We start from the raw sequence: 23,091 nt of genomic DNA on the forward strand, positions 1-23,091 counted from the left end.
CCATGCCTGTTCGACGGCTGATCACGCTTTCCGCGTTCGCCCTCCTGCTTCCCCTCACCGTTTCCGCGTGCACCATGACCGGGCCGGGCACCACCTCCGAATGCAGCGTGAGCGGGTGCACCGTCACCTTCGACCGTGGAGTGAGCGCCAAAGCCTCGGTTCTCGGTATCGACGTGGAACTCGTCGCCGTGAACGGTGACTTGGTCACCCTGAGCGTCGGCGGCCAGCAGATCACGGTTCCGGTCGGCCAGTCGCAGGCCAGCAACGGTACCGATGTGCGGGTCAGCGAGGTGACCGACGACAAGGTCGTCGTCGTCTTCGCGACCGGGCTGAACCCGAACTGATCATCCGGGCACGTTCGATCGCTCGACCGATTCGCTGACCACCCAGGGCGCGTTCGGTTGATCGAGAATCCAGCGCCAGCTCCCGTCGGGCTGTCTGCGCGCCACCTCGACGGTCGCACCGGTGCCCCCGGGCAGACGTGACGACGTCAGCGCCAGATCGCCCGCCAGCAAAGCGGGCGCCTGATGCCCGGGTTGGAACACCGGCCGATCGGCGACCAGCCGCGCGTAGGCCGCCCGTATCTCGTCCACGCCCGTCGCGACGACCCCGTCCGGCAGTGCGAGCACCGCGTCGGACTCGTACAGCTCGACGAGTCCGTCCACATCACCGGCGTTCAATCGCTCGACCACCAGCCGGCTCAGATCCTCCGGGCGCTGCGCACGTTCGCGTACTTTCTCGGCCATCGCCACCCTCCCTCGACTCGGGTTGTGCGACAACGGTAACGCCGGGGTCCGACACGAATCGGGCCCTCGGCACGGCGGTCAGGGGTGGTCGTGCATCGTCACCGCGAATCGGTACCAATTCCCGTCATAGGGCGTATAAACGGGCTGATATCCCGCACCGCCGTGATCCGGTGGCGGCGTACCCGGTGGAAAATAGGCCAGACCGCCGATAATCGCCATGTCATCGATGGTGAACCGGCACCCGCCGTCACCGGACCTGACCGAGTAGGTCCGAATGACACCGAACCACTCACCCTCGGATTCCTCGCAGCTCTGCGCGGCATCGGTCATCGAGGCGGCCGATATCCACCACCCCACTTTTTCCGGCACGTCGAGCCGCACCAGACCCAGCCCGACGATCACCACCACCGGTGCGACGACGACGGCCCGATACTCCCGGTACCGAGCACACCCGATCGGCGCCAGAATCATCCAGGACAGGCCGCAGGCCAGCAGCATCACCACCGCGAACACCCAGCCGAGCACGTCGATGTGCGTGGCATCGACCACGAACATCACCGCGATCGACACCAGCGTGGCCCCGGTGGTGACCCGCATCGCCACCGACCATCGCCGTGGCACCTGAACCGCCCCCGCTGTCGTCATCAGCCCACTCTACGATCGACGCGCACCCGCGCCAACGGTGAAACCCCCGAAAGCCAACGGCCTCCAGGGGTTTCACAGACACCACGTGATGTCAGCCGATCACAGCGGCGGGAATCCCGACGATCCGGTCGCCATCCAGTTCCAGAACTCGGTGACGCGGTTGAGGACCAGCGCCATGATGTCGAGGGCAGTGCTTCCCATTGTCTTCCTTCACATCCGAACGAACACTTCGCGCGTTCACCATAGCAACCGGCATCGAGTGAGCAACGTTGTGATAACGGACAGATGACAGCACCCATGATGGTCTCCGATGACGAGCCCGATCGCCGTGACCGGTTGAATCCGGCAGGCGATCATCGGATGCACCGGTCGCCATATAGCGAAATGCCCATCTGAATCTTGCCAGGTGAACGCCAGGGAAACGCATCTGCACAGACGGCTGCCGACAGTGTGATGGTGCCTACAAACATCATCCCATCCGGAATGAACAAAATATCGGCAGACAATTGCGTACCCGAATACGCACTCTTCCAACCCTGATGCAGGACAGGTGAATCCATGCCTCGATCGCGAATAGCAGCAGGCGGCAGAGTTTTGTTCAGCTAAACCGTGATGCCCATCACGATGCTGCTCTCAGCGGAATCACATATACGATCTATCTCGCCGAGGCTTCACGGAAATGTTTTCACCGCCGAAGTTCAACGCATCAGGTGACACAGTGCGGTGTTCTCCTCCCCCATCCTTCCGCCGCTTCGGCATGCATTCGTCACGAGGTGAACCGGTCATGGAATACACCCACCTGTCCGAATTCGACATCCGTTCAGGCGCTTTGTCGATGTGGACGCCCGAGCTCGCCGCCGACGCGTGGCAGCCCGACGAGCGCCCGCTCACCAGCGTGCACGCCGATTACTGCGCGAGCGTCGATCCCACCGATCCGCTGCCCGGTCGCGGCCGCTGGATCGGCACCGTCTTCGAGATGGACGCCCCGCTCGACGGTCCCACCTGGCGTGAGACGTTGCGGCGCTGGCATGCCAGGCACGAGGGTCTGCGCACCACGGTGACCATCGCATCGCCGGGCGAGCCGCGCAGGCTCGTCGCCGCGCCCACCGCCGTCGATATCGCCGAACAGCCCGTAGCCGGATGCACCGACGGCACTCTGATCAACGAATTCCTCAGCGGCACACTGGAAGAGCGCCTGTCGCCACTGGTGTGGCCGCACTGCCTGGCCGCCACGGTCGAGCACGCCGACACCGCTGACTTCACGGTCCTCGTCGCGGCCGATCACTCCGTGATGGACGCCTACGCACAGGCCATCCTGATCCTCGAGCTGCGCACGCTCTACCGCGAGGTCATGGCGGGCGAGGCGTCGCGCGAGTCGGTCACCTTCGGCAGCGCGGCCGACTTCGCCGTCCTGGAGCGCGCGAGCGCGGCCGAACTCGGGCCGGATTCGCCCGCGGTCGCGACGTGGCGCGAATTCCTCGCCGACGGTGCCATGCCGCGCTTCGCCCCGCAGGCCCAGCGTCCCGCTCGCGCGGATCTGCCCCAGCCTAGTGTGTCGCGGCGGGTGCTCGATCTCCCCGAACTCGAGCAGATCGAAGCGGTCCTCGACCAGGTACGGCACCGGATGTCGGTGGCGGTGTTCGCCGCGCTGGCGGTGGCCAATCAGCAGCGATTCGGCGCGGACCGGATGCGGACCGCGATGCCGATCGCGACCCGCCCCGACCTGCGCTGGCTGGAGTCGATGGGCTGGTTCGTCAATGTGGTCCCGGTCGATATCGCGCTGACCCCCGGCATCGGCATCGCCGGAGCCATGGATCTGACGCGGGCCGCGCTGCGTCGTTCGCGCACCGCCAACGACGCCTCCTGGTCGCGCGTCCTCGACCTGCTCGATGTCGCCGAGACGCCCCGGTTCGGCATCTCCTTCCTCGACATCCGCGTACTGCCCGGCTATGAACTGGTCGCCGACCTGCGCGGACGGACCTTGCGGGCCGAGTCGTACTCGGCCGACGAGGTGTTCCTGTGGGTTGTGCGCGCGGCCGACGGCCTGTACGTGTCGACGCGGTATCCCGCCGGCTTCCCCGCCGAGGTCATGGACGAGTTCCTGACCGCGTTCGGTCAGGCACTGTCGTCGATCACGGCCGCGGTGCACGCGGATCCGGCGGTCGACCAGGGTGGCGCCGGACAGCCCTGCGCAGCGGTTCCTGCGGGTGCGGTGGCCGACAGACTGTCGCCGTCGGCCGTGGCGGAAGCACCGCTGCCGAGCGATGCGCGAGCACTGCGCGCCGACACGCTGCGTGTCGCCGTGCAGGCGGGGTGAGCGGATGCGCCCACTGTTGGCCTTCACCGGCAGCCGAGGAGACGCCCAACCCGGCATCCTGCTGGCTCGTGCGCTGCGGGAGCGCGGTCACTACGTGACCCTGGCGCTCGCACCGAACCTCGTCTCGTTCGCCCATGACCATGGGATTGCGGCGGTGCCGTTCGGCTGCGATACCGCCGACCTCTTGGTGGCGCAGCGCACCGATCGACGGTTCACCAGCCACGATCCGCGCGCCCGGCTACGGGCGCTGTTCGATCTGCAACGGCGTGGAGTGCCCGAGCAGCTGCACGACCTGCGCGCACTGGCACCCGGACACGATCTGGTGGTCGCGGGGATGGCAGGCGAGGAGGTGGCCGAGTCGGTGGCGCGGGCGCACGGACTGCCGTTCGCGGCGGTGCACTTCTTCCCGATCCAGCCGAACACCGCGGTCCCGGTCGCGCCGGTGCGCTGGGCAGACCGGCTTCCCGGGTTCGTGCACCGATGGGGGTGGTCGGTGCTGGCCCGGGCACGTGCGGCCGCGTTGGCTCCGGTTCTGCCGGCCGGGGCGCCCCCCGCTCGGGCGGCGACAGCGTCATCGGTAGCGCCCGCCGAAGGCAGGGCGACTGCGCGAATCCAGGCCTATGACCCGCGGCTTTTCCCTGGCGTTCGTCAGCAGATGCCGGGGCCGTTCACGGGATTCCTGACCGATGTGGACGGATTCCTCGCCGGTGCGACGCGTTCCGCCGGCCACGAACCCGCCCTCACCTCGACCGGAACCGGCGATCTCAAGTCGTGGCTCGCTGCGGGCACCGCGCCGATCTATGTCGGGTTCGGTTCCATGGATGTCGGTGACCCGGTCACGTTCGTCGCCATGGTGCGCGAGGTGTGCGCCCGGCGAGGCCGTCGGCTGCTGCTCGCGTCGGGCTGGGCGTCGATCGCTGCCGGATTCGAGGAGACCGTCGCGATCGTCGGTCAGGTCGATCACGCTCGGGTACTGCCTCGTTGCGTCGCGGCCGTGCACCACGGCGGCGCCGGGACGACCGCGGCCGCGCTGAGAGCGGGTGTGCCGCAAGTGATCTGCTCGGTCCAGGCCGACCAGCCCTACTGGGGCCAGGCGTTGCAGCGACTCGGTCTCGCGGCCACGATTCCCGCGAAGAAGCTCACCGCCGAACGCCTCGACGCACTTCTCGATCAGGTCTCGCGTCCCGATGTGATCGGGCGCGCGGCGTCCTGGGCCGCCGGTTTCACCACTGACGGTGTCGAGCGAGCCGCCGATGCCGTCGAGGCGCTGCTGGGTTCACCGGACGCCCCTGAACTGCTCCATTCCGCCGGGAGGCAACTGTGAGTACCGATATCGCCATCCGCACCGCCGGTCTCGGCAAGTCCTACGGCGATTTCACCGCCGTGGGCAGCGTCGATCTCACCATCGCGGCGGGGACGGTTTTCGCCCTGCTCGGCCCCAACGGCGCGGGCAAGACCACCACCGTGCGCATGCTCGCGACGCTGGTCCGTCCCGATCGCGGCTCCGCCGAGATCTTCGGCTACGACATCGCACGCGACGCGACCGCCGTGCGCTCGATGATCGGGCTCACCGGCCAGTACGCCTCGGTCGACGAAACCCTCACCGCCGGTGAGAATTTGCGGCTGTTCGGGCGCTTGCTCGGGCTGTCCCGCCGTGATGCCGCACGCCGCAGTGCCGAGCTGCTCGCGGAGTTCGAGCTGTCGAAGGTGACCGACCGGCCGGTGAACCAGTTTTCCGGTGGTATGCGGCGACGGCTCGATCTGGCGGCGACACTGATCACCGATCCGCCGCTGATCTTCCTCGACGAGCCGACCACCGGCCTGGACCCACACACCCGCGACAAGATGTGGGGCGTGATCCGGCGTCTGGTCGCCCGCGGCGCGACCGTTCTGCTGACCACGCAGTACCTCGAAGAGGCCGACGCGCTGGCTGACCGGATCGCCGTCATCGACCGCGGGACGATCGTCGCCGAGGGCACCGCGGCCGAACTGAAGTCCTCCATCGGCGATCAGGTGTTGCGCCTGGAACTCGCCGACCCCACCCAGTCCGCCCACGCGGAGGCCATCATCGTCGAGCTCACCGGCGAGGCGCCCGAAGGGTCGTCGGCGGGCATGCTCACCGTCGCGCTCACCGATGCGGGCACCGCCGCCGATATTGTCGCCGCCTGCCGCGCCGCGGGCATCGCACTACGTGGGTTCGCTGTCGACCGTCCCGATCTCAACGAGGTCTTCCTCGCGCTGACCGGCACCGACCGCGTCGCCGCCTGATCCGAAAGACCGAGGCCACCATGACTGCCACCATCGCCGAGATCACCGTCGAGCCCACCACACCGCCGACGATCGACCGCCGCCCCCGCATCACCCATGTCAGCCTGCGCGCCTCGCTGTTCCAGTCGCTGATGATGGCGTGGCGCGGTCTGCTCACCTTCCGGCACAGCCCGCAGTTGCTCTACGACGCGCTGCTGCTGCCCATTGTCGGGCCGCTGCTGTTCGGCAGCATCTTCGGCACCGCCATCGCGGGCAGCACGCAGGCATATCTGCCGATTCTGATTCCCGGTGTGCTGGTGCAGATCGTGCTGACGTCGTCGGTCGCCACCGGAGTGCAACTGTCCGAAGACATTCGGTCCGGGGTCTTCGATCGATTCGTCGCCATGCCGATCGCCCGGTCCGCACCGGTCGCCGGAGCCCTGCTGGCCGGGGCGACCCGGTATGTCATCGCCGCGACCACGGTGGTGATCGTGGGGTTCGCGATGGGTTATCGGCCCGATCATCCGGTCGGGTTCGTCGCCGGTGCGGTGCTCGTGGTCCTGGCCACCACCGCGATCAGCTGGTTGTTCGCGTTCATCGGCGTCACCGTGTCCAGACCCGCTGCGGTCCAGGGCATGTCGATGCTGGTGCTCACCTTCCTGAGCTTCGCGTCCAACGCCCTGGTGCCCGAGTCGGCGATGCCGACCTGGCTGCGCTACGTCTCCGACTACAACCCGGTGTCCTACCTGGTGTCCGCGGTGCGCGGGCTCGCCGAGAACGGCGTCGTCGGCGCCGACGCCTTCTGGTCGGTGGTGGCCTCGCTCGTGATCGCCGCCGTCTTCGCACCCCTGACCGTCCGCACCCTGCGTGCTCGCTGAGGAGTTCTGATGACACTCACCATGTCGACCCCGCCCGTCATCTCCCGGGTCGGCGTCAACCGGCTCACCGCCGACGACGACCTGTTCCTCAAGCTACACAGCCTGTACGGCAACGCACTGGTCAATCAGCTCGCGTGGCGTTTCGACGAGCCCCTCGACCCCGAACTGCTCGCCCGATTCCACACCCGATTGGCCCAAGGTTTCCTGGCCCGGCGCGTGCAGTCGGCCCGGGTACCGTTCGCCCGCCCCTACTGGCTGCCCGCGACGGAATCGCTTCCGCTGGTCCTGGATTCGGTGCCCGTCGCCGACGACGAGGTTCTCGACTGGTATTTCGCGCAGAGCCGGGTCGACTTCGAGCCCGAGACCGGTCGGGTGTGGCAGCTGTCCGCCGCGCCGACCACAGCGGGTGGGACGCTGGTGTCGCTGGTCACCTCGCATGTGGCATCCGACGGTGGCGCGGTGCTGTTCGCCGTGGGCGACGCACTGGCCCGGCTCGATGAGAGTCCCGACGTGACAACCGGTTCGGGCTTGCTGGTCGGGACACAGCCACGCAACGCGCTGGGTGCGAATCTCATCGATGCGGGCCGCCAGCTACGCGCGGTCGCGCGGGGGATTCGCGCGGCGATCGCCACCCGTGGCGTCATCGAGCCGGACCGCAATCTTCGCCCCGCGCTCCCCGAGCTGCCCCTACCGGCCCGGTGGTCACCGGCCGATCTGGTGGTCCAGGTCGATCTGGCGGAGTGGAACGCCGCCGCCACACGGCATTCCGGCACCACGAACGGGCTCCTGATCGCCCTGGGCGCCGGTCTCCTCGGGCGCAGCGGGCGCGTCGGCGACACCGCAGGCATCCGCGTCGACATCCCCCATTCGATGCGCACCGCCGACGACCCCCGGGCCAATGCCACCACCGGCCTGCCGATCTCGGTCACCTACCGCACCGGCGAACGCGTCGACCTCGCCGCCGTACGCTCGGCCGTGAAGCGCGCCGCGACCGCCTATCGCGACCCGGCGACCACGCCGGCTCTGCAACACCTCCAGCCGTTGCAGATGATCCTGCCCCGTTTCGTCCTCCGTCGTTTCGCGCGCACGGCCAAGGCCCCGGAATGCCTGTGCACCAATCTCGGCGAAACCGCCAGTGGCGTAGCCGATTTCGCGGGCCGACGCGCCTCCGCCGTCCTCATGCGACCGGTCGTGTGCACCAACGACACCGCCATGTTCCGCCGAGTGGAGGTAGGTGTGAATCTCTCCTTCTCCACCGACGGCCACACGGTCACCGTGGCGGTCACCGGCGCCGACCCCGACCGCTTTCCCAGCCGCACCGCCCTGCGCGAGTTGTTGACGGCAGAATTCGCGTCGTGGGGTCTCACCCCCAGCTTCTGGTGACTCCCACGCGTCAGTGACCCGTCGCCACCGCACGCACAGCCGCCCGAGCGGCGACGAGGACGGGGTCCCACACCGGGGAGAACGGTGGTGCGTAGCCGAGGTCGAGCGCGGTCACCTGCTCCACCGTCATTCGGGCGGTGAGCGCCACTGCCGCGATGTCGATTCGCTTGGCGGCGCCGGTGTAGCCGACGATCTGCACGCCGAGCAGCCGGCCGGTGCGACGTTCGGCGAGCATCTTCACCGTCATGGGTTCCGCGCCGGGGAAATACCCCGCGCGACCGGTGGATTCGATGGTGACGGAGTGGAACTGCAACCCCGCCCGCCGAGCGTCGTCCTCTCCCAGGCCGGTTCGCGCCACCTCGAGGTCGCACACCTTGCTCATGGCGGTACCGACCACGCCCGGGAAGGTGGCGTATCCGCCGCCGACCCCTGATCCGATCACCTGCCCGTGCTTGTTCGCGTGGGTGCCGAGCGGAATGTGCCGCAGCGAGCCCGACACCAGGTCCAGCACCTCCACGCAGTCACCGCCGGCCCAGATGTCGTCGTATCCGCGCACGCGCTGAGCGAGATCGGTGAGCAGACCACCGCTCTCCCCCAGCGGAAGCCCGGCCCGACGCGCCAGCTCGGTCGCCGGTTGCACGCCGATCCCGAGCACGACCACATCGGCCGGATACTCGGTGTCGGCGGTCGCCACGGCGCGGACCCGGTCGTCCTCCGACGTCCGCATTCCGGTTACCTCGGTGCCTCGAACAACCTGTATACCCATCCCCTCCATGGCTTTTCGCACCCGCGCACCCATATCCGGATCCAGCGTGGACATGGGTTCCGCGCCCCGAGTGACCATGGTGACCTCGAATCCGCGACGTACCAACGCCTCGGCCATCTCGACACCGATGTACCCCGCGCCCACCACGACGGCTTTGCGCCCGTCGGCCGACTCCAGACCTTCGATGAGCGCCTGCCCGTCATCGAGGGTCTGTACTCCGTAGACCCCCTCGGCATCGATACCGGGCAGCGGCGGCCGGATCGGCGTCGCCCCCGTGGCCAACACGAGCTGGTCGTAACCCGTCCAGCCCTGCGCACCGGTGTCGAGATCGCGAGAGAGCACCCGCCGCCCCACGGGATCGATCTCGATCGCCTCGGTTCGCATCCGCAGATCGATATCGCGAGCGCGATGTTCGGCCACCGAGCGCGCGATCAGATCATCGGCACCGGTGACGTCACCCGCCACCCAGTACGGAATCCCGCACGCCGAATAGGAGGAATGCTGTCCCTTCTCGAACACCACGATCTCGAGCTCACCGGCATCGCGCAATCTCCGTGCCTGCGAGGCCGCCGCCATTCCCGTCGCATCCGCTCCGACAACCACCATCCGTGCGCCCATGTCACCACCGTACGAGAGCTGGTCGCGGTTTCGGCCACCAGCTCCGCGAGTCGCCGGTTCGGTGAGTTCCCTGAGCCAGGGCGGGGTGGTCGCCCAGTTCGCGCCGATCGGTTACCGCTGCGAAATCGCACAGCGTCGCGGAGAGAATGCCGTCGAACACCCTACGAGTGGTCGGATCCGCCTGCGTCCAGGTGAATGCTCTTGCGCTCCAACCACTCCCAGATCAGCTCGGCGGCCGATTCGCCGTCGCGCAGAGTTGTCGATGCCAACTCGTCGAGGGAGTCAGGTGAGCGGATCTCGAGGTAGTAATCGGTGTCGCTGTGGCGGTAGGTCTGGATGAATTCCGGGTGGCCGGGGCGCGATACCGTCATGAACGGGCCGCCGCGACTGTATTTCAGTTTGCTGATCCAATAGCTCAGCTGGGTGCGGGTGAGTGTGGTCAGGGTGCGTCCGCCGACCGTCACGTCCAGGTTTCTGTGTATCGTCGGCGCTGTTTCCGGTAGGACGTCGGGCCATTCGTGGCCGGCTTCGTCATTCTTCATCCGGATACCCCCAGTCGAAAGCCACGCGGGCCTGCGGGACGAGCGCTGCCACCCGACGGGTGAGGCGATCTTCGAAAGCCGCACTCCAGCGGAAGAATCCGCTGAAGATCACCGGGTAGTCCGATTCCGCGCGAACGAACAGACCGTCCTCGGTCTCCCCCATCCAGACGAACACCTCGTCTTCCAGTCGCTCGTCCTTGAACACTTCGACGAGCAAGTCGGTCGTTCCCACCCACTCGCGTTCGTTCGCGAGCCCCCGAACAGTCAGGGCGACATCGATATTCACTGACACCGAAGGAGAGTATCGCCCGCCACCGACAACCCTGCCCGGGCTGTGGGCTCAGGATTCGCGAGCGGCGATCGCGGCTTGGATTCGGCGAAGCGTGCGCAGGCCCTTCTTCGCGGCGACGCTCACCATGCCGTCGAAGACGGTGGAGCCGCGATCGTGGGCCATCAATCGTTCCAGTGTCGGCACGGCGCGGTCGTCGCCGGTAGAACCGAGGGCGACAGCCGCCCAGTACCGCTTGTCGGGATCGTCGCTGGAGGCCGCCTCGATCAGCCTCGGGATGATGCCGGGAGCGAACTCCGACAACGCACTCGCGATGTAGCCGATCCGGTAGTAGCGGCGGTTCTCGAATTCGTCCCAGAGCGCGGCCAGTGCCGCGTCGCCACCGATCATGCCGAGCGCTTCGGCGGCGCGCTCGCGCATTCCGCTGATCGAGTCCCGCAACAGGGGCGCCAGGACCGGGACAACCGATTCGTCGCCGAGGACACCGAGGGCGATCACCGCCTGGTCGCGGGCGATGTCCTGTGGGTGGTCCAGCATCGCGACCATGCCGGGAACCGCCTCACGGATACCGAGCGCCGCGCAGCCCATCGCCGCCCATGCCTGACAGTTGTAGCGGGTGTCGGCAAGCGACGCGAGCAGGGGTTCGCGCAGGGTGTCGTCACCGAAGACCTCCGCCCGGTTCAAGGCCCTGCTGTAGAGCGACCGGTGGTAGTCGGGATAGTCGCGCACGAGCGCACGCAGCGTCTCCTTCGCGGACGTATCGCCGTCCTCAGCCCGCACGAGCAGGTGGCGCAAGTTCTCCTCGCGGGTCCCGAGGTCGCCATCTTTGAGTAGTCGCACGTCAGCTGGGTTCACCGCCCAACGGTACCTGGCGATTTGCCAGATCCTCGACGCACCGCAGGTCACGATGCCGACCTTCGACACCGCCCCCCGCACCGCCGGATTGATAGAAGAAAACAATACCTTTTCAGCAATTCTGCGAAAACGCGACAAACGCGACAAACCGCAAATACCGTCCACACCATTCGGCGGCCTGGGTTGGCCGCCGCATCAATGTGGGAGCGGCATGCTGGAAGTTCGCAACCTGGAAGTGGTGTACGAGGACGTCATCCTGGTCTGTAAGGGAGTGAGCCTCGACGTGGCTCCCGCACAGATCGTGACCCTCCTCGGCGCCAACGGAGCAGGAAAGACCTCGACACTGCGGGCCATCACCGGCCTGCTCGACACCCATCGCGGCCGCACAGCCGCCGGCACGATCAGTGTCGACGGCACCTCGATCACCGACTTCGACCCTGCCAAGGTCGTTCGCTCCGGCATCGGGCAAGTCATGGAGGGCCGACGAATCTTCGTCGACTTCACGGTCGAGGAGAACCTGCTCGTCGGCGCGCACACCCGCAAACGGTCGGCCATCGCACCCGATCTCGAACGCGTCTACGCCATGTTCCCGATCTTGAAGGATCGCCGCACGGGGCGGGCGGGGTTCCTCTCCGGTGGCGAGCAGCAGATGCTGGCGATCGGGCGGGCGCTGATGGCTCACCCACGGTATCTGCTGCTCGACGAACCGAGCTTAGGGCTGGCGCCGCTGGTGGTGGCGCGGATCCGCGACCTCATCGTCGAGATCGCGGCGGCGGGCACGGGGGTGCTGCTGGTCGAGCAGAACGCCGCGATGGCGCTCTCGATCGCCGACCACGGGTACGTGATGGAGAACGGCAAGATCGTGATGGACGGGCCCGCAGCGCAATTGCGCGAGAACTCCGACATCCAGGAGTTCTACCTGGGGCTGGGTTCGGAGTCGGGCAGCTACCGAGACCTCAAGCGCTACAAGCGCAGGAAGCGCTGGATCGCATGAGCATCCTTACTGTCGAGAACCTGAGCCTGCGATTCGGTGGCACCCACGCCCTGACCGGCGTCGATTTCGAGGTCACCGAGGGCGAACTCTTCGCGGTGATCGGCCCCAACGGCGCGGGAAAGACCTCCATCTTCAACTGCCTGTCCGGGGTGTACCGCCCGCAGGAAGGCTCGATCACGCTGGCGGGCACGCCGCTGCTGGGTCTGCGGCCCGACGCGATCGCCCGCCGTGGGGTGGCCCGGATGTTCCAGAACATCGAGCTGTTCGACAACCTCACGGTGCTCGACAACATCAAGCTCGGCCGCCATATCCATCTGCGCTACAGCACTTTCGAGGCCGCCCTGTTCCTGGGCCGGGCCCGCCGCGCCGAGCTGGCGGCCCGGCGCTTCGCCGAGGGACTGATCGAGTTCCTGGAACTCGAGTCGGTGCGCCACCACCCGGTCGGCATGCTGCCCTACGGCATCAAGAAGCGGGTGGAGCTGGCGCGCGCGCTGGCGATGGAACCGTCGCTGCTGTTGCTCGACGAGCCGGTGGCCGGCATGAACGTCGAAGAGACCGAGGACATGGCCCGTTTCCTCTGCGACATCCGCTCCGAGATGGGGATCTCGATGATCATGGTCGAACACGACATGCGGCTGGTGATGGACCTCGCCGACCGAATCATGGTGCTGGACTTCGGCAAACGCATCGCCCTCGGCACGCCCGAGCAGGTGCGCCGCGATCCGGCGGTGATCGCCGCCTACCTCGGCGGCGCCGACACCGACAGCGCCGCCGAGGCCGAAGCCCTGCTGGAGAGCCGATGAGCACCACGCGCCGCCTGCCGCAGCTGATCGCGGCCCGCGCCGCCGCCACCCCGACCACGGTGGCCCTGCGTGAGAAACAACTCGGTGTCTGGCGTCAGATCACCTGGGCCGAGTACGACACCCGGCGCCGGGTCGTGGCGCACGCCCTGGCCGCGCTCGGCGTCGGCGTGGGCGACCGCGTCGGTGTGCTGTCGGACAACCGGTGCGAATGGCTCTACGCCGATCTCGGCGCGCTGTCGCTGCGGGCGGCGAGCGTGGGTTTCTATCCCACCAGCCCGGCGGCCGAGGTCGAGCATCTGCTCACCGATTCCGGGGTGAAGGTGCTCGTCGTCGAGAATCAGGAGCAGCTGGACAAGGCCGTCGCGGTCTGGGATCGGTGCCCGGCCCTCGAGACGATCGTCTACCTCGACGGTCGCGGCCTGGCCGACTACACCGACGAGCGGCTGCTGTCGTGGGAGCAGCTCTACGAGCGCGGCACCGCACATCTGGCAGACAATCCGGATCTGCTCGACGAGATCGCCTCGGGCACCAGCGATGACGACCTCGCCACGCTGGTCTATACCTCCGGCACCACCGGCCCGCCCAAGGGCGCGATGCTGACCGTCGCCAACATCGACTTCTTCCTCGCGAAGGCGGGCGAGGGCATCGGGTTGTTCACCACGATTCCCAGCGAGCGCGATGTGACGCTGTCGTACCTGCCGCTGTGCCACGTCGCCGAACGCGCGTTCACCGTCTGGTACAACGCCGGGCACGGCGTGGTCGTGCACTTCGCCGAATCGTTCGACACCATCTCCGCCGACCTGGCCGACGTGCAGCCGACAGTGTTCTTCGGTGTGCCGCGGGTGTGGGAGAAGATGCAGGCCACCGTCGAATCGAAGATGGCCTCGGCCTCGCCGATGAAGCGGCTGGCGTGGCGGATCTCGCGGCGCATCGGTGACCGCGTCGCCACGCGGCGGCTCGACCACGGCGGCGCGCACACGCTCAGTTCCCGGTTGTGGTACTCGATCGCCTGGGTGCTGGTGTTCCGTGCGCTACGCGAGCGGCTGGGCCTGCGCCGGGTGCGGACCGCGCTGTCGGCGGCGGCGCCGATCTCGCCGGAGGTCCTGCGCTTCTTCCTGGCGATGGGCGTACAGGTCACCGAGGCCTACGGCATGACCGAGAACACCGCGCTGGCCTCCTCCACCCGCCCGGGCAGGCAACGGCTGGGCACCGTGGGTGAGGTGCTCGACGGCATCGGCCTGCGCCTCGATCCGCGGACCCACGAGATCCAGACCCGCCACGCAGGCAACTTCGCCGGCTACTGGGGCAACCCGGCCGCTACCGCCGAGGCCTTCACCGAGGACGGCTGGTTGCGCACCGGCGATCTCGGCGAGTGGGTCGGTGACTCGCACCTGCGGCTGATCGGGCGCAGCAAGGACATCATGATCACCGCGGGCGGCAAGAACATCTCGCCCGCCGAGATCGAGAACGAGCTCAAGACATCGCCGTTCGTCAACGAAGCCGTGGTGATCGGTGACGCCCGCCCGTATCTCGCCGCGCTCATCGCGATCGACTACGACGTGGTCGCCGACTGGGCCTCGCGCCACAACCTGCAATACACCACCTACCACGATCTCTCCGGCAAGCCCGAGGTGGTCGAACTGATCCGCGCGGCCGTCCTGGCCTGCAACGACAAGTTCGCCCGCGCCGAGCACATCCGCAAGTTCCGGATGCTGCGCAAGGAACTCGACCACGAGGACGGTGAGCTGACCGCGACCCGCAAGGTCAAGCGGGCGGCGATGATCACCGCCTACGACTCCCTCATCGGCGACATGTATGCCAACACCACCGACCACGCGGGCGGCGACCTGCAGTCGGTGCACACAGAGAAAGCGGACGCATGAGCCAGCGATCCCCGCGCATCCCACGCGCGCACCGAGCCGGGGCGGTGCACCGATGATCGAGTTCGTCGAATCCCTGGTCCGCGGAACGGGTCTGGGCGCGATGTACTCGCTCATCGCGGTCGGCTTCGTCATCATCTTCCGGTCCACCGGCGTGATGAACTTCGCCCAGCCGGTGTTCATGATTCTGGGCACCTTCATCAGCTACACCCTCGTCGACGCCGCCGGACTGCCGTTCGCGGTGGCGGCCCTCGGCGCGGTGGCCTCGGTCGCCGCGATCGCGGCGGCGACCGAGCGGATCGCCATGCGGCCCATGGTCGGGCGGCCGCCGTTCTCGGCGACGCTGGTCACCGTCGGACTGTTCGCCGCCGGACTCGTGGTGGCCAACAAGCTCTTCGGGCCCGACGTCATCACCTCCGGTGACCCGTGGGGCCTCGGCAGTCTCTGCCTCGGCGGCACCCGCGCCGAGACCGGCACCGTGGCCGGGCTGGCCGCGCCCTGCGTGGGTGGGGTCACCGTCGGCTACGTCGACATCTTCAAAGTGGTGTCGGCCGTGGTGATCGTCGGTGCGCTGCTGCTGTGGCTGGACCGCTCGCGCTACGGGCTGGCGATGCGGGCCACCGCCGCCGACCAGGAGACCGCGATGGCCCAGGGCATCAGCGCGGGCACGATCTTCTCCCTGTCGTGGGCACTGGCGGGCGCGCTGGCCGCCTGCGGCGGGATCCTGCTCGGCACCGCGCCCGGTGGCGTCGCGGCCGCGGCGGCGCTGGTGGCGCTGAAAGCCTTGCCCGCCACCATCATCGGTGGTCTCGACTCGGTCAAGGGCGCGGTGGTCGGTGGGCTGATCGTCGGCTGGGCCGAAGCGCTCACCAAGACCTACCAGCCCGACCTGGCGCCGTGGCTGGGCGCCAACTTCGACGTCGTCATGCCCTACGTACTGATGTTCGCCGTCCTGCTCGTGTCCCCGCACGGGCTCTACGGCACCAAGGAGGTGCAGCGAGTATGACCACTACCCGCGAAGATTCACCCCGCACAGTCCGCGCGCCCCGCGCGGTACTGCGCGGCAGGCCCCGGCTCTACACCACCTACGCCGCCGACCAAGCCATCTGGAACACACCCGCCAAGGCGTGGTGGACGGGCGGTCTGCTGGTGCTGGCGGTGCTGGCGCCGTTCCTGGTCACCAGTGACGTCACCAATCTCCTCGCGCTGGTGGCGGTGTACGCCATCGGCGGGATCGGGCTCAACCTGCTCACCGGGTTCGCCGGGCAGGTGTCGCTGGGGCACGCGTTCTTCGTCGGCGCGGGCGCCTACACCGCGGCGGTGTTCGGCGGCACGGAAACCCGCACCGTCATCGGCTTCGGCTGGGACATGGCGCTGTGGCTGCCGATGGCCGCGCTGATCCCCGCTGTGCTCGGCCTTGTCGTGGCGCCCTTGGCATCTCGGGTGCGCGGCCTCTACCTGGCCACTCTCACGCTCGGCCTGGTGATGCTCGGTGAACACGTCTACCAGGAGTGGACCAGCGTCACCGGCGGCGCGGGCATCGGGCGGCGCCCGGCCGAACCGATCCTGTTCGGCGTGGACCTGACCAAGAAATACAAGGTGGCCGGGGTGGTCGTCGACGAGACCATCACCCTCTACCTGGTGTGCCTGGCGGTGCTGGTCCTGGCAGCCCTGGCCGCGCGCAATCTGGCCCGCTCCAAGGTGGGCCGGTCCTTCGCCGCGGTGCGCGATCGCGACATCGCCGCCGAGGTGATGGGGGTGCCGTTGCAGCGCACCAAAACCCTGGCCTTCGTCATCTCCTCGGCCTACGCGGGCGTGTGCGGCGCGCTGCTGTCGGTGGTGGTCGGCCAGATCAGCGCCGAACGCTGGAACCTGCTGCTGTCCATCGACTTCCTGGCCATCGTGCTCATCGGTGGCATCGCCACGCTGTCCGGCACGATCATGGGCGCCGCGTTCGTTGTGCTGCTGCCACGCATCCTCGAAGAACTCACCCGGGCCTTCCCCCTCCTGGTCGACGCCGAGGGCGAGATCCTCGGCGTCACCCTCGAGCAGTTGCAGCTGATCCTGTTCGGTGTGCTCATCGCCGCCGTCATCGTGCTCGAGCCGCGCGGCATGTTCGGGCTGTGGCTGCGCGCGCGCAACTACTTCAAGGCTTGGCCATTCAGTTACTGAGCCTTTCCACTGCCAGTCCCGCCGACCTCTCGACCCTGGATTCACCCGCTCAAAAGGAGATTCACATCATGAGTGCCGCACTGCGCCGCCCTCGGGGCGCCTATCGTCGGTCGGTCCGCGTGGCCGCCCTGCCCGTCTTGACAGCGCTGCTGCTCTCGGTGGGCTGCTCCAGCGTCGACGAGGAGACCGGCGCCGGTTCCACCGGCCCCGGCGTCACCTCCGAGCCCTGCCCCAACGCCATCGACAAGGCCAAGGGCTGCATCTACCTCGGCGCGCTCAACGACCTCGAGGGTGGGCCCTTCGCGGTGATCGGTCAGGCCGTCGACGCGGGCCAGACCGATTTCTGGAAGAAGGTCAACGAGTCCGGCGGTATCGGCGGCAAGTACGAGGTCGACCTGGCCACCAACACCAAGAACACCTCCTACGACGCGCAGAAGCATGCCGCCGGATACAAGGAGATCGAGCCGAAGATCCTCGCGCTCGCGCTGAGCCTGGGCACCGTGCAGACCCAGGCCATCCTCGACGACATGGACTCCGACAACGTCGTCGCGGCGGCGGGCACCTTCTGGTCGGGCTGGCAGTTCCCCGAGACCGACAAGGGCCTGGTGCTCGAGTCCGGCTACTCCTACTGCACCGAAGCGGTGATCGGCCTGGACTGGCTCGCTGCCAACAAGTCCAAGCCCACCAAGCTCGCCTCCGTCGGCTTCCCCGGCGACTACGGCGGCGACTACGCCGAGGGCGCCAAGCGCTGGGCCGACGCCAACGGCGCCCAGGTGGTCGCCACCATCAAGACCGCCCCCAACCAGGTCGCCGGTAACCAGGACGGCCCGGTGCAGCAGATCGTCTCCGCCGCACCCGATGTCGTGACGCTGGCCACCGGTCCCGCCGAGACCGCCGAGATCATCGGCAAGGCCGTCGCGGCCGGCTACAAGGGCCGCTTCATCGGCGCGGGCCCCACCTGGAACGGCGCGCTGCTCAAGACTCCGGCGGCGCCCGCCCTGAAGGCTCTCTACAACAGCACCAGCCCGTTCGACGGCTGGGACGGCGCCAGCGCGGGCATCGCCGAGGCCAAGGCCGCCGCCGCGGGCAAGGTCCCCTCGAACTGGGCCTACATCGCGGGCTGGACGATCTCCATGCCGATCGAGCAGCTCCTCGAGACAGCGGCCGAGCAGGACAAGCTCAACCGTGTCGACATCCGCAAGCTCGCCAACTCCCTCGAGGTGAACTTCGACGGCCTGGCCCCCAACCAGGTCTACGGCAAGGCTCCGGTCGCCAAGTCGTTCACCGGCAGCATCGCCGTGCCCGACGATGCCGCCCCGATGGGTACCAAGACCGTGGAGGCCAACTACAAGGCGCCGACGCTGGAGAAGATCAAGTACGACTCCCCCTGTGTAATGCCCTGATAGACAACTGATCTCGGCCCCCGTACCGAACTTCGGTGCGGGGGCCGAATCGTCTCCGGGCCCGCCTGGATCGAGGACGCCCGTGGCCGATGATCACTACCGGGCTCGTCTGTCTCGTGACAGCGACCTCGGGAACGCCATGTCCGAATCCAGCCGGACATCGGATGGTCGTGTCCGTTGAATAGCTGGTATGAGCGAAACCCCGACAACCACAACAGCCCTGGTAACCGGCGCGAGCCGGGGCATCGGCCGTGCCATCGCCGAACGATTGGCCCGAGACGGTGTACTGGTAGCAATACATTTCGGCCAGAACGACGCCGCGGCCAAAGACGTGGTCGCCGGGATCGAGGCCGACGGCGGCCGAGCTTTCGCGGTTCGTGGCGACCTGGGCTCCACAGACTTCGCCACCCTCCTCGATGACGTGGACGCGGGCTTCGCCGCCCTCGGCGCTTCCGCCGGCCTGGATATCCTGGTCAACAACGCGGGCATGACCATCATGAAGGGCGTCGACACCATGACGCCCCCGGAGTTCGACACTCTCTTCGCCACCAATGTCCGCGCCCCGTTCTTCCTGGTGCAAGGCGTCCTCGACCGGCTTCGTGACGGCGGCCGTGTCGTGAATCTGTCCTCGGCCGTCACCCGGTTGGCGATCCCCGACATCCTGGCCTACACCATGACCAAAGGCGCCATCGACAGCTTCACCCGCGTCCTCGCCCAGGCCCTCGGCCCGCGCGGCATCACCGTCAACGCCGTCGCCCCAGGCTATGTACTCACGGATATGAATGCCTGGCTCATCGACAACCCCGACGGTCAGCGCGAAGCCTCCTCCAACGTCGCCCTCGGTCGCGTCGGCCACCCCGCCGACATCGCCGACATCGTCTCCTACCTCGTCAGCGACGACGCCCGATGGATCACCGGCCAAACCCTCGACGCCTCCGGTGGAACCGCGCTCTGAGTGGTTGTTGTGCCAGAGGCTCCGCCTCGGATATCTCCGAGGCGGGGCCTCAGTCGACAAGAGCCACCGCGCGGTGGGCCGTTCCCGAGGCTGTTCCGGTCGACGGAACCTTCCGGATCGGCAGCGTCACCACGATGTTCGTGGACACCGTTGTCCTGCAACTCGTCAGCGAAGGGCACCTAGGGCTGGACGATCCAGTGGCCGACCATCTCCCCCAGTACGACCTCGCCGTCAGCGCTCGACACCGACCAAGGCCATCGACACGGGCGATCCGGAGAAGTTCGCCGCCTACATGACCGCGGCGTACCGGAAAACAACGGCCGGCCTATGCGACGAATCTCTGTGAACAGGTGAGTTCATCTGCGGTGTAGTCAGTGTGGCATGAGTCTGGAAGGGCGGGGCCCGGACCGCGATGTCAGGTGGGCTTCGATTACCTGCGCCACCTGGTAGGCGTGTTCGGTCGGCTCGAGGAATGGCAGGTATTCGACCGTGCGTGCCAGTGCCGGAAGATCGACGGCCAAATACATCGCCATGAGCGGGTTCACGAACAACTCTGTGCCGCGGGTGCGGTCGGTGGCTTGGACATCCCCGAATTCCCCGCGCAACGCGCCGGCGATCTGGGAGTGGACGATGCTTGGGCGCAAAGGCGTTTCGGTCATGGAGTGGATGACTGCGGCGAGATAGGCCGCGCCTTCCGGGCTGTCCTGCGGTATGGAGAGCACTCCGAGGAACGCGTTCTGCCGTTGCAGCGCCGCGAGATTCTCGAGCACATGTGCGTGACACACACCGTGATAGGCGTCAACGCCGAAACCGACAGACACCACCAAGCGGGTGACGCTGTCCAGCCCCGCCACAGCCGCGAGGCTGGTCATGTCCTCCTGCGGAGTGCCCAGGCCGGTCTCGTCGCCGCGCAACAGGATGTCTGTGCCACCATCCACCAGCACGACGGCGTCCACGTCGAGCTGCTCGATAAGCGCTGCATAGGCCGCGCGTAAGGGCCGGACACCGGATTTGGGGAACGCATAGACGATCGGCTCGCGACCAGTGCTTGCCAGCCATCGCGCCAGGCTGCGTTCGGGGAAGTAGTCATCATTACCGGCGGTCTCGGGATCGACGGCGGCGACTCCCGGCACCGGCCAGTCGTCAAGCGGGGTCCGGCGCAGGTCGCTGAACGACAGGTTCGCCAGATACACCTTTTTGCCGAGCCCTTCCAGTGCCACAGCGAGCGGCAGGCCACCGTACACATCGAATCCCCCACCCGCACCAGCGATCAGCACGCTCGAGGCGTCGCGCAGGCGAGTGAACAGCGGCGGTTCGGCCAAATGATACGAAGTCACCTCACCATCATGGCCACGAAGCGTGACGAACCGGTGTCCGAGCTGATCTCCGGTGACGACAGAGGCCCCGCCTCGGATGTCTCCGATGCGGGGCCTCAGTCGAAAGAGCTGCTACGAGCTACTTTTCAAGGTCGCGACAGCACTACTTCTGCGCGGCCTTGAACTCGCGGCGGCGCCGGTGCAGGATCAGCCCGATCCACACTATTGCGGCACAGCACGAATCTGTCGCTCGGCCTGAGCCTGCGGTCCAACCGTTGAGGATGACAGGATCAGCGCCCGCGCTCATCCCAGAGGGCCGATGAACTTCCGTGGAATCAGCCTCCCGCCCAACCGAACCGCCTACGTTTGACACGGTGAGCCACCGCAGCCGCCTGTGCCACATCGTCATCGACGTCGACGACCTCGACCACGCCAGCTCGTTCTGGTGCGCCGCCCTCGCCGCCACCGAAGAGACGATCAACGACAACAGCCAGCACATCTACCGCCGACTACAGCTACCCGACACCGAAGTCCGACTGCTGCTGCAAGCAACCACAGACCCCAAAACGGCCAAATCCCGCATACACCTCGATATCGAAACCGACGACCTCGACGCCGAAGTCCACAGACTCGAAGCACTCGGAGCCATCCGCTACGACCACCAACGCGAGCGCGGATTCGAATTCTGGGTCCTCCAAGACCCCTGGAACAACGAATTCTGCGTACTACACACCGAATTCCCCACGCTACTGTCCCAGCGGCCAGCATGGACCTAGCCGCTCGCACCAGAATCGAAGACCTGACCACGCGACAGCGGCCGCCGATCCGGGTTCAGATGGCAAGCACGGTGTCAGCGACCGGCCGTCGTCGTGACGGTCCGGTGGGACCCGGTTCCAGCACGCTGCGAGCCCATCGCCGTACCCGCGACGACGGGTGCTTGGGACTGCTGCACGGATCGACACGGAAATCCCCTGGCAACAGCGCCTTCGACGCTGGTTCACTTCAAGGCATGGCGCATAGCGAACAAGGCGTTCTCGAGGTCCGACAGGCCCAACCTGACGACGTTGATGCCCTCGCCGAGTTAGGAATGGAGATCCAGCAATTGCATGCCCAGGGACGTCCCGATGTCTTCCGCGAGGCGAACCTTTCTGCGTTGCGGGAGTTCTTCGAGTCCCAGTTCACCCTCGAAAAGCATGCCCTCATAGCCATAGTCGGACAGGAACCGATCGGATACCTGCTCGCAGAGCACATTCAGCGAGAAGGCAACGCGTTCAATCACGAATCATCGATTCTCGACATTCACCACGTCGCTGTTGCTGCGTCTGCTCGTCGCAGGGGTCGGCAGGGCACTTGATCGAGGCGGCCACGAACGTTGCGCACACAGTGGGAGCATCCCTGATCCGGCTCGATTCCTGGCAGTTCAACAGCCGGGCACATCAGTTCTTCGACGCCCAAGGCTTCGCACCGGTTAACGTGTTTTTCGAGCGGGCCGTCGAACGCGACGTTGAACGATCAGCATCGGATCGAGAATCCGAAAAGTAGATCCGGTTACCGCGGGCACGAAAACGCACGATCTATCTTTCGGTTTCGAGGTCAGGCGGACGCGTTCCGAAAGATGCCGCCGGAGCAGACAAAGGTGAGTGTCCAGTACCGGTGTAGTTGGCGGGCGAGTGGCGAAGTCCAGGTGTTGTTGGCGAGGACGGGCAGAAGGGCCAGCACCCCTCACCGGCGACCGTGCTGCGGCTACTGCGGCCACGACAACAACCAGAACATGGGACTGAAACTGGTTGATTCTCAACCGATCTGGAAACGCGCGAAGTCGAGTGCTCACCCATGAGCGAGGCTGGTCGCCGTATTCCTGGCTACGCTCGCCTGCATGGTTACGGTGATCGACTACAGCAGCCCCGGCCCGCTGACCAGCCTGCACGGGGCCCGCCTAGAGGCGGTAGAGCCAATCCCCACTGGAATCATCGATGTCTGCGGTCTTGCCGCCGGCCTAGTCATTCAGCCCAACGACGCCCAGGCCCTCGGGCTGCCAAACGAACGGTTCCCGCAGAACCAGATTCGTCCGGTCGGCGAGCTGGTCGACGCGTTTCTGTCGCTGGATTCGAAACCTTTGACCGACCGGCGAGAACCCAACCACCGCGTGATCGGCACCTGTCGGCACTTCGCTGCGCGCTGCTCCGGCATCGCGGGATCGCATCGCGTGTCCGATGCGGCTTCGCCACACGGAATGAACGTGAGGTGAAGCGTCGACGCGGAGCCGGACAAAACTCCGGCGG

Annotated in this window: 24 protein-coding genes; 17 read left to right on the top strand and 7 right to left on the bottom strand. The window is 67.1% G+C overall.

Annotated features, from left to right (window positions below):
- The first annotated feature begins 2 nt into the window (after positions 1 to 2).
- Positions 3 to 344 carry a hypothetical protein gene (locus ACFWFP_RS09535; RefSeq protein WP_379294277.1) on the top strand — a complete coding sequence of 114 codons (342 nt, stop codon included), beginning with the start codon at positions 3 to 5 and terminating at the stop codon, positions 342 to 344.
- Here the strand turns inward: ACFWFP_RS09535 and ACFWFP_RS09540 are convergent, their stop codons facing one another.
- Positions 345 to 746, bottom strand: a complete 402-nt coding sequence (locus ACFWFP_RS09540) for a YybH family protein (RefSeq protein WP_379294279.1) — start codon at positions 744 to 746, stop codon at positions 345 to 347.
- A gap of 78 nt (positions 747 to 824) precedes the next feature.
- Positions 825 to 1,391: a hypothetical protein gene (locus ACFWFP_RS09545; RefSeq protein WP_379294280.1), complete on the bottom strand. Its 567-nt coding sequence runs from the start codon at positions 1,389 to 1,391 to the stop codon at positions 825 to 827.
- 784 nt (positions 1,392 to 2,175) lie between these two features.
- Here ACFWFP_RS09545 and ACFWFP_RS09550 point away from each other — a divergent pair.
- Genes ACFWFP_RS09550 through ACFWFP_RS09570 form a run of 5 tightly spaced genes read left to right on the top strand, consistent with a single transcriptional unit; the run spans position 2,176 to position 8,216 of the window.
- Positions 2,176 to 3,708, top strand: a complete 1,533-nt coding sequence (locus tag ACFWFP_RS09550) for a condensation domain-containing protein (RefSeq protein ID WP_379294281.1) — start codon at positions 2,176 to 2,178, stop codon at positions 3,706 to 3,708.
- A 4-nt stretch (positions 3,709 to 3,712) separates the two neighbouring features.
- Positions 3,713 to 5,032: a glycosyltransferase gene (locus tag ACFWFP_RS09555; RefSeq protein WP_379294282.1), complete on the top strand. Its 1,320-nt coding sequence runs from the start codon at positions 3,713 to 3,715 to the stop codon at positions 5,030 to 5,032.
- The gene (locus ACFWFP_RS09560) at positions 5,029 to 5,976 is read left to right on the top strand and encodes an ATP-binding cassette domain-containing protein (RefSeq protein WP_379294283.1); all 948 of its coding nucleotides are present in this window, start codon (positions 5,029 to 5,031) and stop codon (positions 5,974 to 5,976) included. The genes ACFWFP_RS09555 and ACFWFP_RS09560 overlap by 4 nt, the downstream gene beginning before the upstream one ends.
- 20 nt (positions 5,977 to 5,996) lie before the next feature.
- Positions 5,997 to 6,833, top strand: coding sequence for an ABC transporter permease (locus ACFWFP_RS09565; RefSeq protein WP_379294284.1), 837 nt, complete (start codon positions 5,997 to 5,999; stop codon positions 6,831 to 6,833).
- 9 nt (positions 6,834 to 6,842) lie between these two features.
- Positions 6,843 to 8,216 (top strand): hypothetical protein, encoded by a 1,374-nt coding sequence (locus ACFWFP_RS09570; protein WP_379294285.1) that lies wholly within the window; start codon positions 6,843 to 6,845, stop codon positions 8,214 to 8,216.
- Between the two features lie 10 nt (positions 8,217 to 8,226).
- Here the strand turns inward: ACFWFP_RS09570 and ACFWFP_RS09575 are convergent, their stop codons facing one another.
- The 4 genes from ACFWFP_RS09575 to ACFWFP_RS09590 all read right to left on the bottom strand — a co-directional run bounded on the left by ACFWFP_RS09575 (position 8,227) and on the right by ACFWFP_RS09590 (position 11,286).
- Complete coding sequence (locus ACFWFP_RS09575; protein ID WP_379294286.1) at positions 8,227 to 9,600, bottom strand: FAD-dependent oxidoreductase; 1,374 nt, start codon at positions 9,598 to 9,600, stop codon at positions 8,227 to 8,229.
- A gap of 161 nt (positions 9,601 to 9,761) precedes the next feature.
- Positions 9,762 to 10,142, bottom strand: a complete 381-nt coding sequence (locus ACFWFP_RS09580; RefSeq protein WP_379294288.1) for a hypothetical protein — start codon at positions 10,140 to 10,142, stop codon at positions 9,762 to 9,764.
- Positions 10,132 to 10,434, bottom strand: a complete 303-nt coding sequence (locus tag ACFWFP_RS09585) for a hypothetical protein (protein ID WP_379294289.1) — start codon at positions 10,432 to 10,434, stop codon at positions 10,132 to 10,134. Before ACFWFP_RS09585 ends, ACFWFP_RS09580 begins: the two co-directional genes overlap by 11 nt.
- Positions 10,435 to 10,482: 48 nt before the next feature.
- Positions 10,483 to 11,286, bottom strand: coding sequence for a HEAT repeat domain-containing protein (locus tag ACFWFP_RS09590; RefSeq protein ID WP_379294290.1), 804 nt, complete (start codon positions 11,284 to 11,286; stop codon positions 10,483 to 10,485).
- A gap of 211 nt (positions 11,287 to 11,497) precedes the next feature.
- Between ACFWFP_RS09590 and ACFWFP_RS09595 the strand changes: the two genes are divergently transcribed.
- From ACFWFP_RS09595 to ACFWFP_RS09630, 8 genes are all read left to right on the top strand, one after another.
- Positions 11,498 to 12,280 carry an ABC transporter ATP-binding protein gene (locus tag ACFWFP_RS09595; RefSeq protein WP_379294291.1) on the top strand — a complete coding sequence of 261 codons (783 nt, stop codon included), beginning with the start codon at positions 11,498 to 11,500 and terminating at the stop codon, positions 12,278 to 12,280.
- Entirely contained in the window at positions 12,277 to 13,083 is an 807-nt protein-coding gene (locus tag ACFWFP_RS09600; RefSeq protein ID WP_379294292.1) for an ABC transporter ATP-binding protein, read from the top strand. Before ACFWFP_RS09595 ends, ACFWFP_RS09600 begins: the two co-directional genes overlap by 4 nt.
- Complete coding sequence (locus tag ACFWFP_RS09605; protein ID WP_379294293.1) at positions 13,080 to 14,966, top strand: AMP-dependent synthetase/ligase; 1,887 nt, start codon at positions 13,080 to 13,082, stop codon at positions 14,964 to 14,966. The genes ACFWFP_RS09600 and ACFWFP_RS09605 overlap by 4 nt, the downstream gene beginning before the upstream one ends.
- Before the next feature lie 52 nt (positions 14,967 to 15,018).
- On the top strand, positions 15,019 to 15,969 hold the full coding sequence (locus ACFWFP_RS09610; protein WP_379294294.1) for a branched-chain amino acid ABC transporter permease: 951 nt from the start codon (positions 15,019 to 15,021) through the stop codon (positions 15,967 to 15,969).
- Positions 15,966 to 17,135, top strand: coding sequence for a branched-chain amino acid ABC transporter permease (locus tag ACFWFP_RS09615; RefSeq protein WP_379294295.1), 1,170 nt, complete (start codon positions 15,966 to 15,968; stop codon positions 17,133 to 17,135). The genes ACFWFP_RS09610 and ACFWFP_RS09615 overlap by 4 nt, the downstream gene beginning before the upstream one ends.
- A gap of 68 nt (positions 17,136 to 17,203) precedes the next feature.
- A complete protein-coding gene (locus tag ACFWFP_RS09620; protein ID WP_379294296.1) occupies positions 17,204 to 18,538 on the top strand; it encodes an ABC transporter substrate-binding protein in 1,335 nt (444 codons plus the stop codon).
- Between the two features lie 190 nt (positions 18,539 to 18,728).
- A complete protein-coding gene (locus ACFWFP_RS09625; RefSeq protein ID WP_379294297.1) occupies positions 18,729 to 19,493 on the top strand; it encodes an SDR family oxidoreductase in 765 nt (254 codons plus the stop codon).
- A complete protein-coding gene (locus tag ACFWFP_RS09630) occupies positions 19,445 to 19,789 on the top strand; it encodes a serine hydrolase (protein WP_379294298.1) in 345 nt (114 codons plus the stop codon). Before ACFWFP_RS09625 ends, ACFWFP_RS09630 begins: the two co-directional genes overlap by 49 nt.
- Positions 19,790 to 19,864: 75 nt before the next feature.
- Here the strand turns inward: ACFWFP_RS09630 and ACFWFP_RS09635 are convergent, their stop codons facing one another.
- Positions 19,865 to 20,815, bottom strand: coding sequence for a DUF1152 domain-containing protein (locus ACFWFP_RS09635; RefSeq protein ID WP_379294299.1), 951 nt, complete (start codon positions 20,813 to 20,815; stop codon positions 19,865 to 19,867).
- Positions 20,816 to 21,183: 368 nt separating this feature from the next.
- Between ACFWFP_RS09635 and ACFWFP_RS09640 the strand changes: the two genes are divergently transcribed.
- From ACFWFP_RS09640 to ACFWFP_RS09650, 3 genes are all read left to right on the top strand, one after another.
- Entirely contained in the window at positions 21,184 to 21,585 is a 402-nt protein-coding gene (locus tag ACFWFP_RS09640; protein WP_379294300.1) for a VOC family protein, read from the top strand.
- 161 nt (positions 21,586 to 21,746) lie between these two features.
- Positions 21,747 to 22,163 carry a hypothetical protein gene (locus tag ACFWFP_RS09645; protein WP_379294301.1) on the top strand — a complete coding sequence of 139 codons (417 nt, stop codon included), beginning with the start codon at positions 21,747 to 21,749 and terminating at the stop codon, positions 22,161 to 22,163.
- A 522-nt stretch (positions 22,164 to 22,685) separates the two neighbouring features.
- Positions 22,686 to 23,057, top strand: coding sequence for a hypothetical protein (locus ACFWFP_RS09650; RefSeq protein ID WP_379294302.1), 372 nt, complete (start codon positions 22,686 to 22,688; stop codon positions 23,055 to 23,057).
- The last annotated feature ends 34 nt before the right edge of the window (positions 23,058 to 23,091 follow it).

The organism is Nocardia sp. NPDC060249, assembly GCF_042728755.1.
Lineage (GTDB): Bacteria > Actinomycetota > Actinomycetes > Mycobacteriales > Mycobacteriaceae > Nocardia.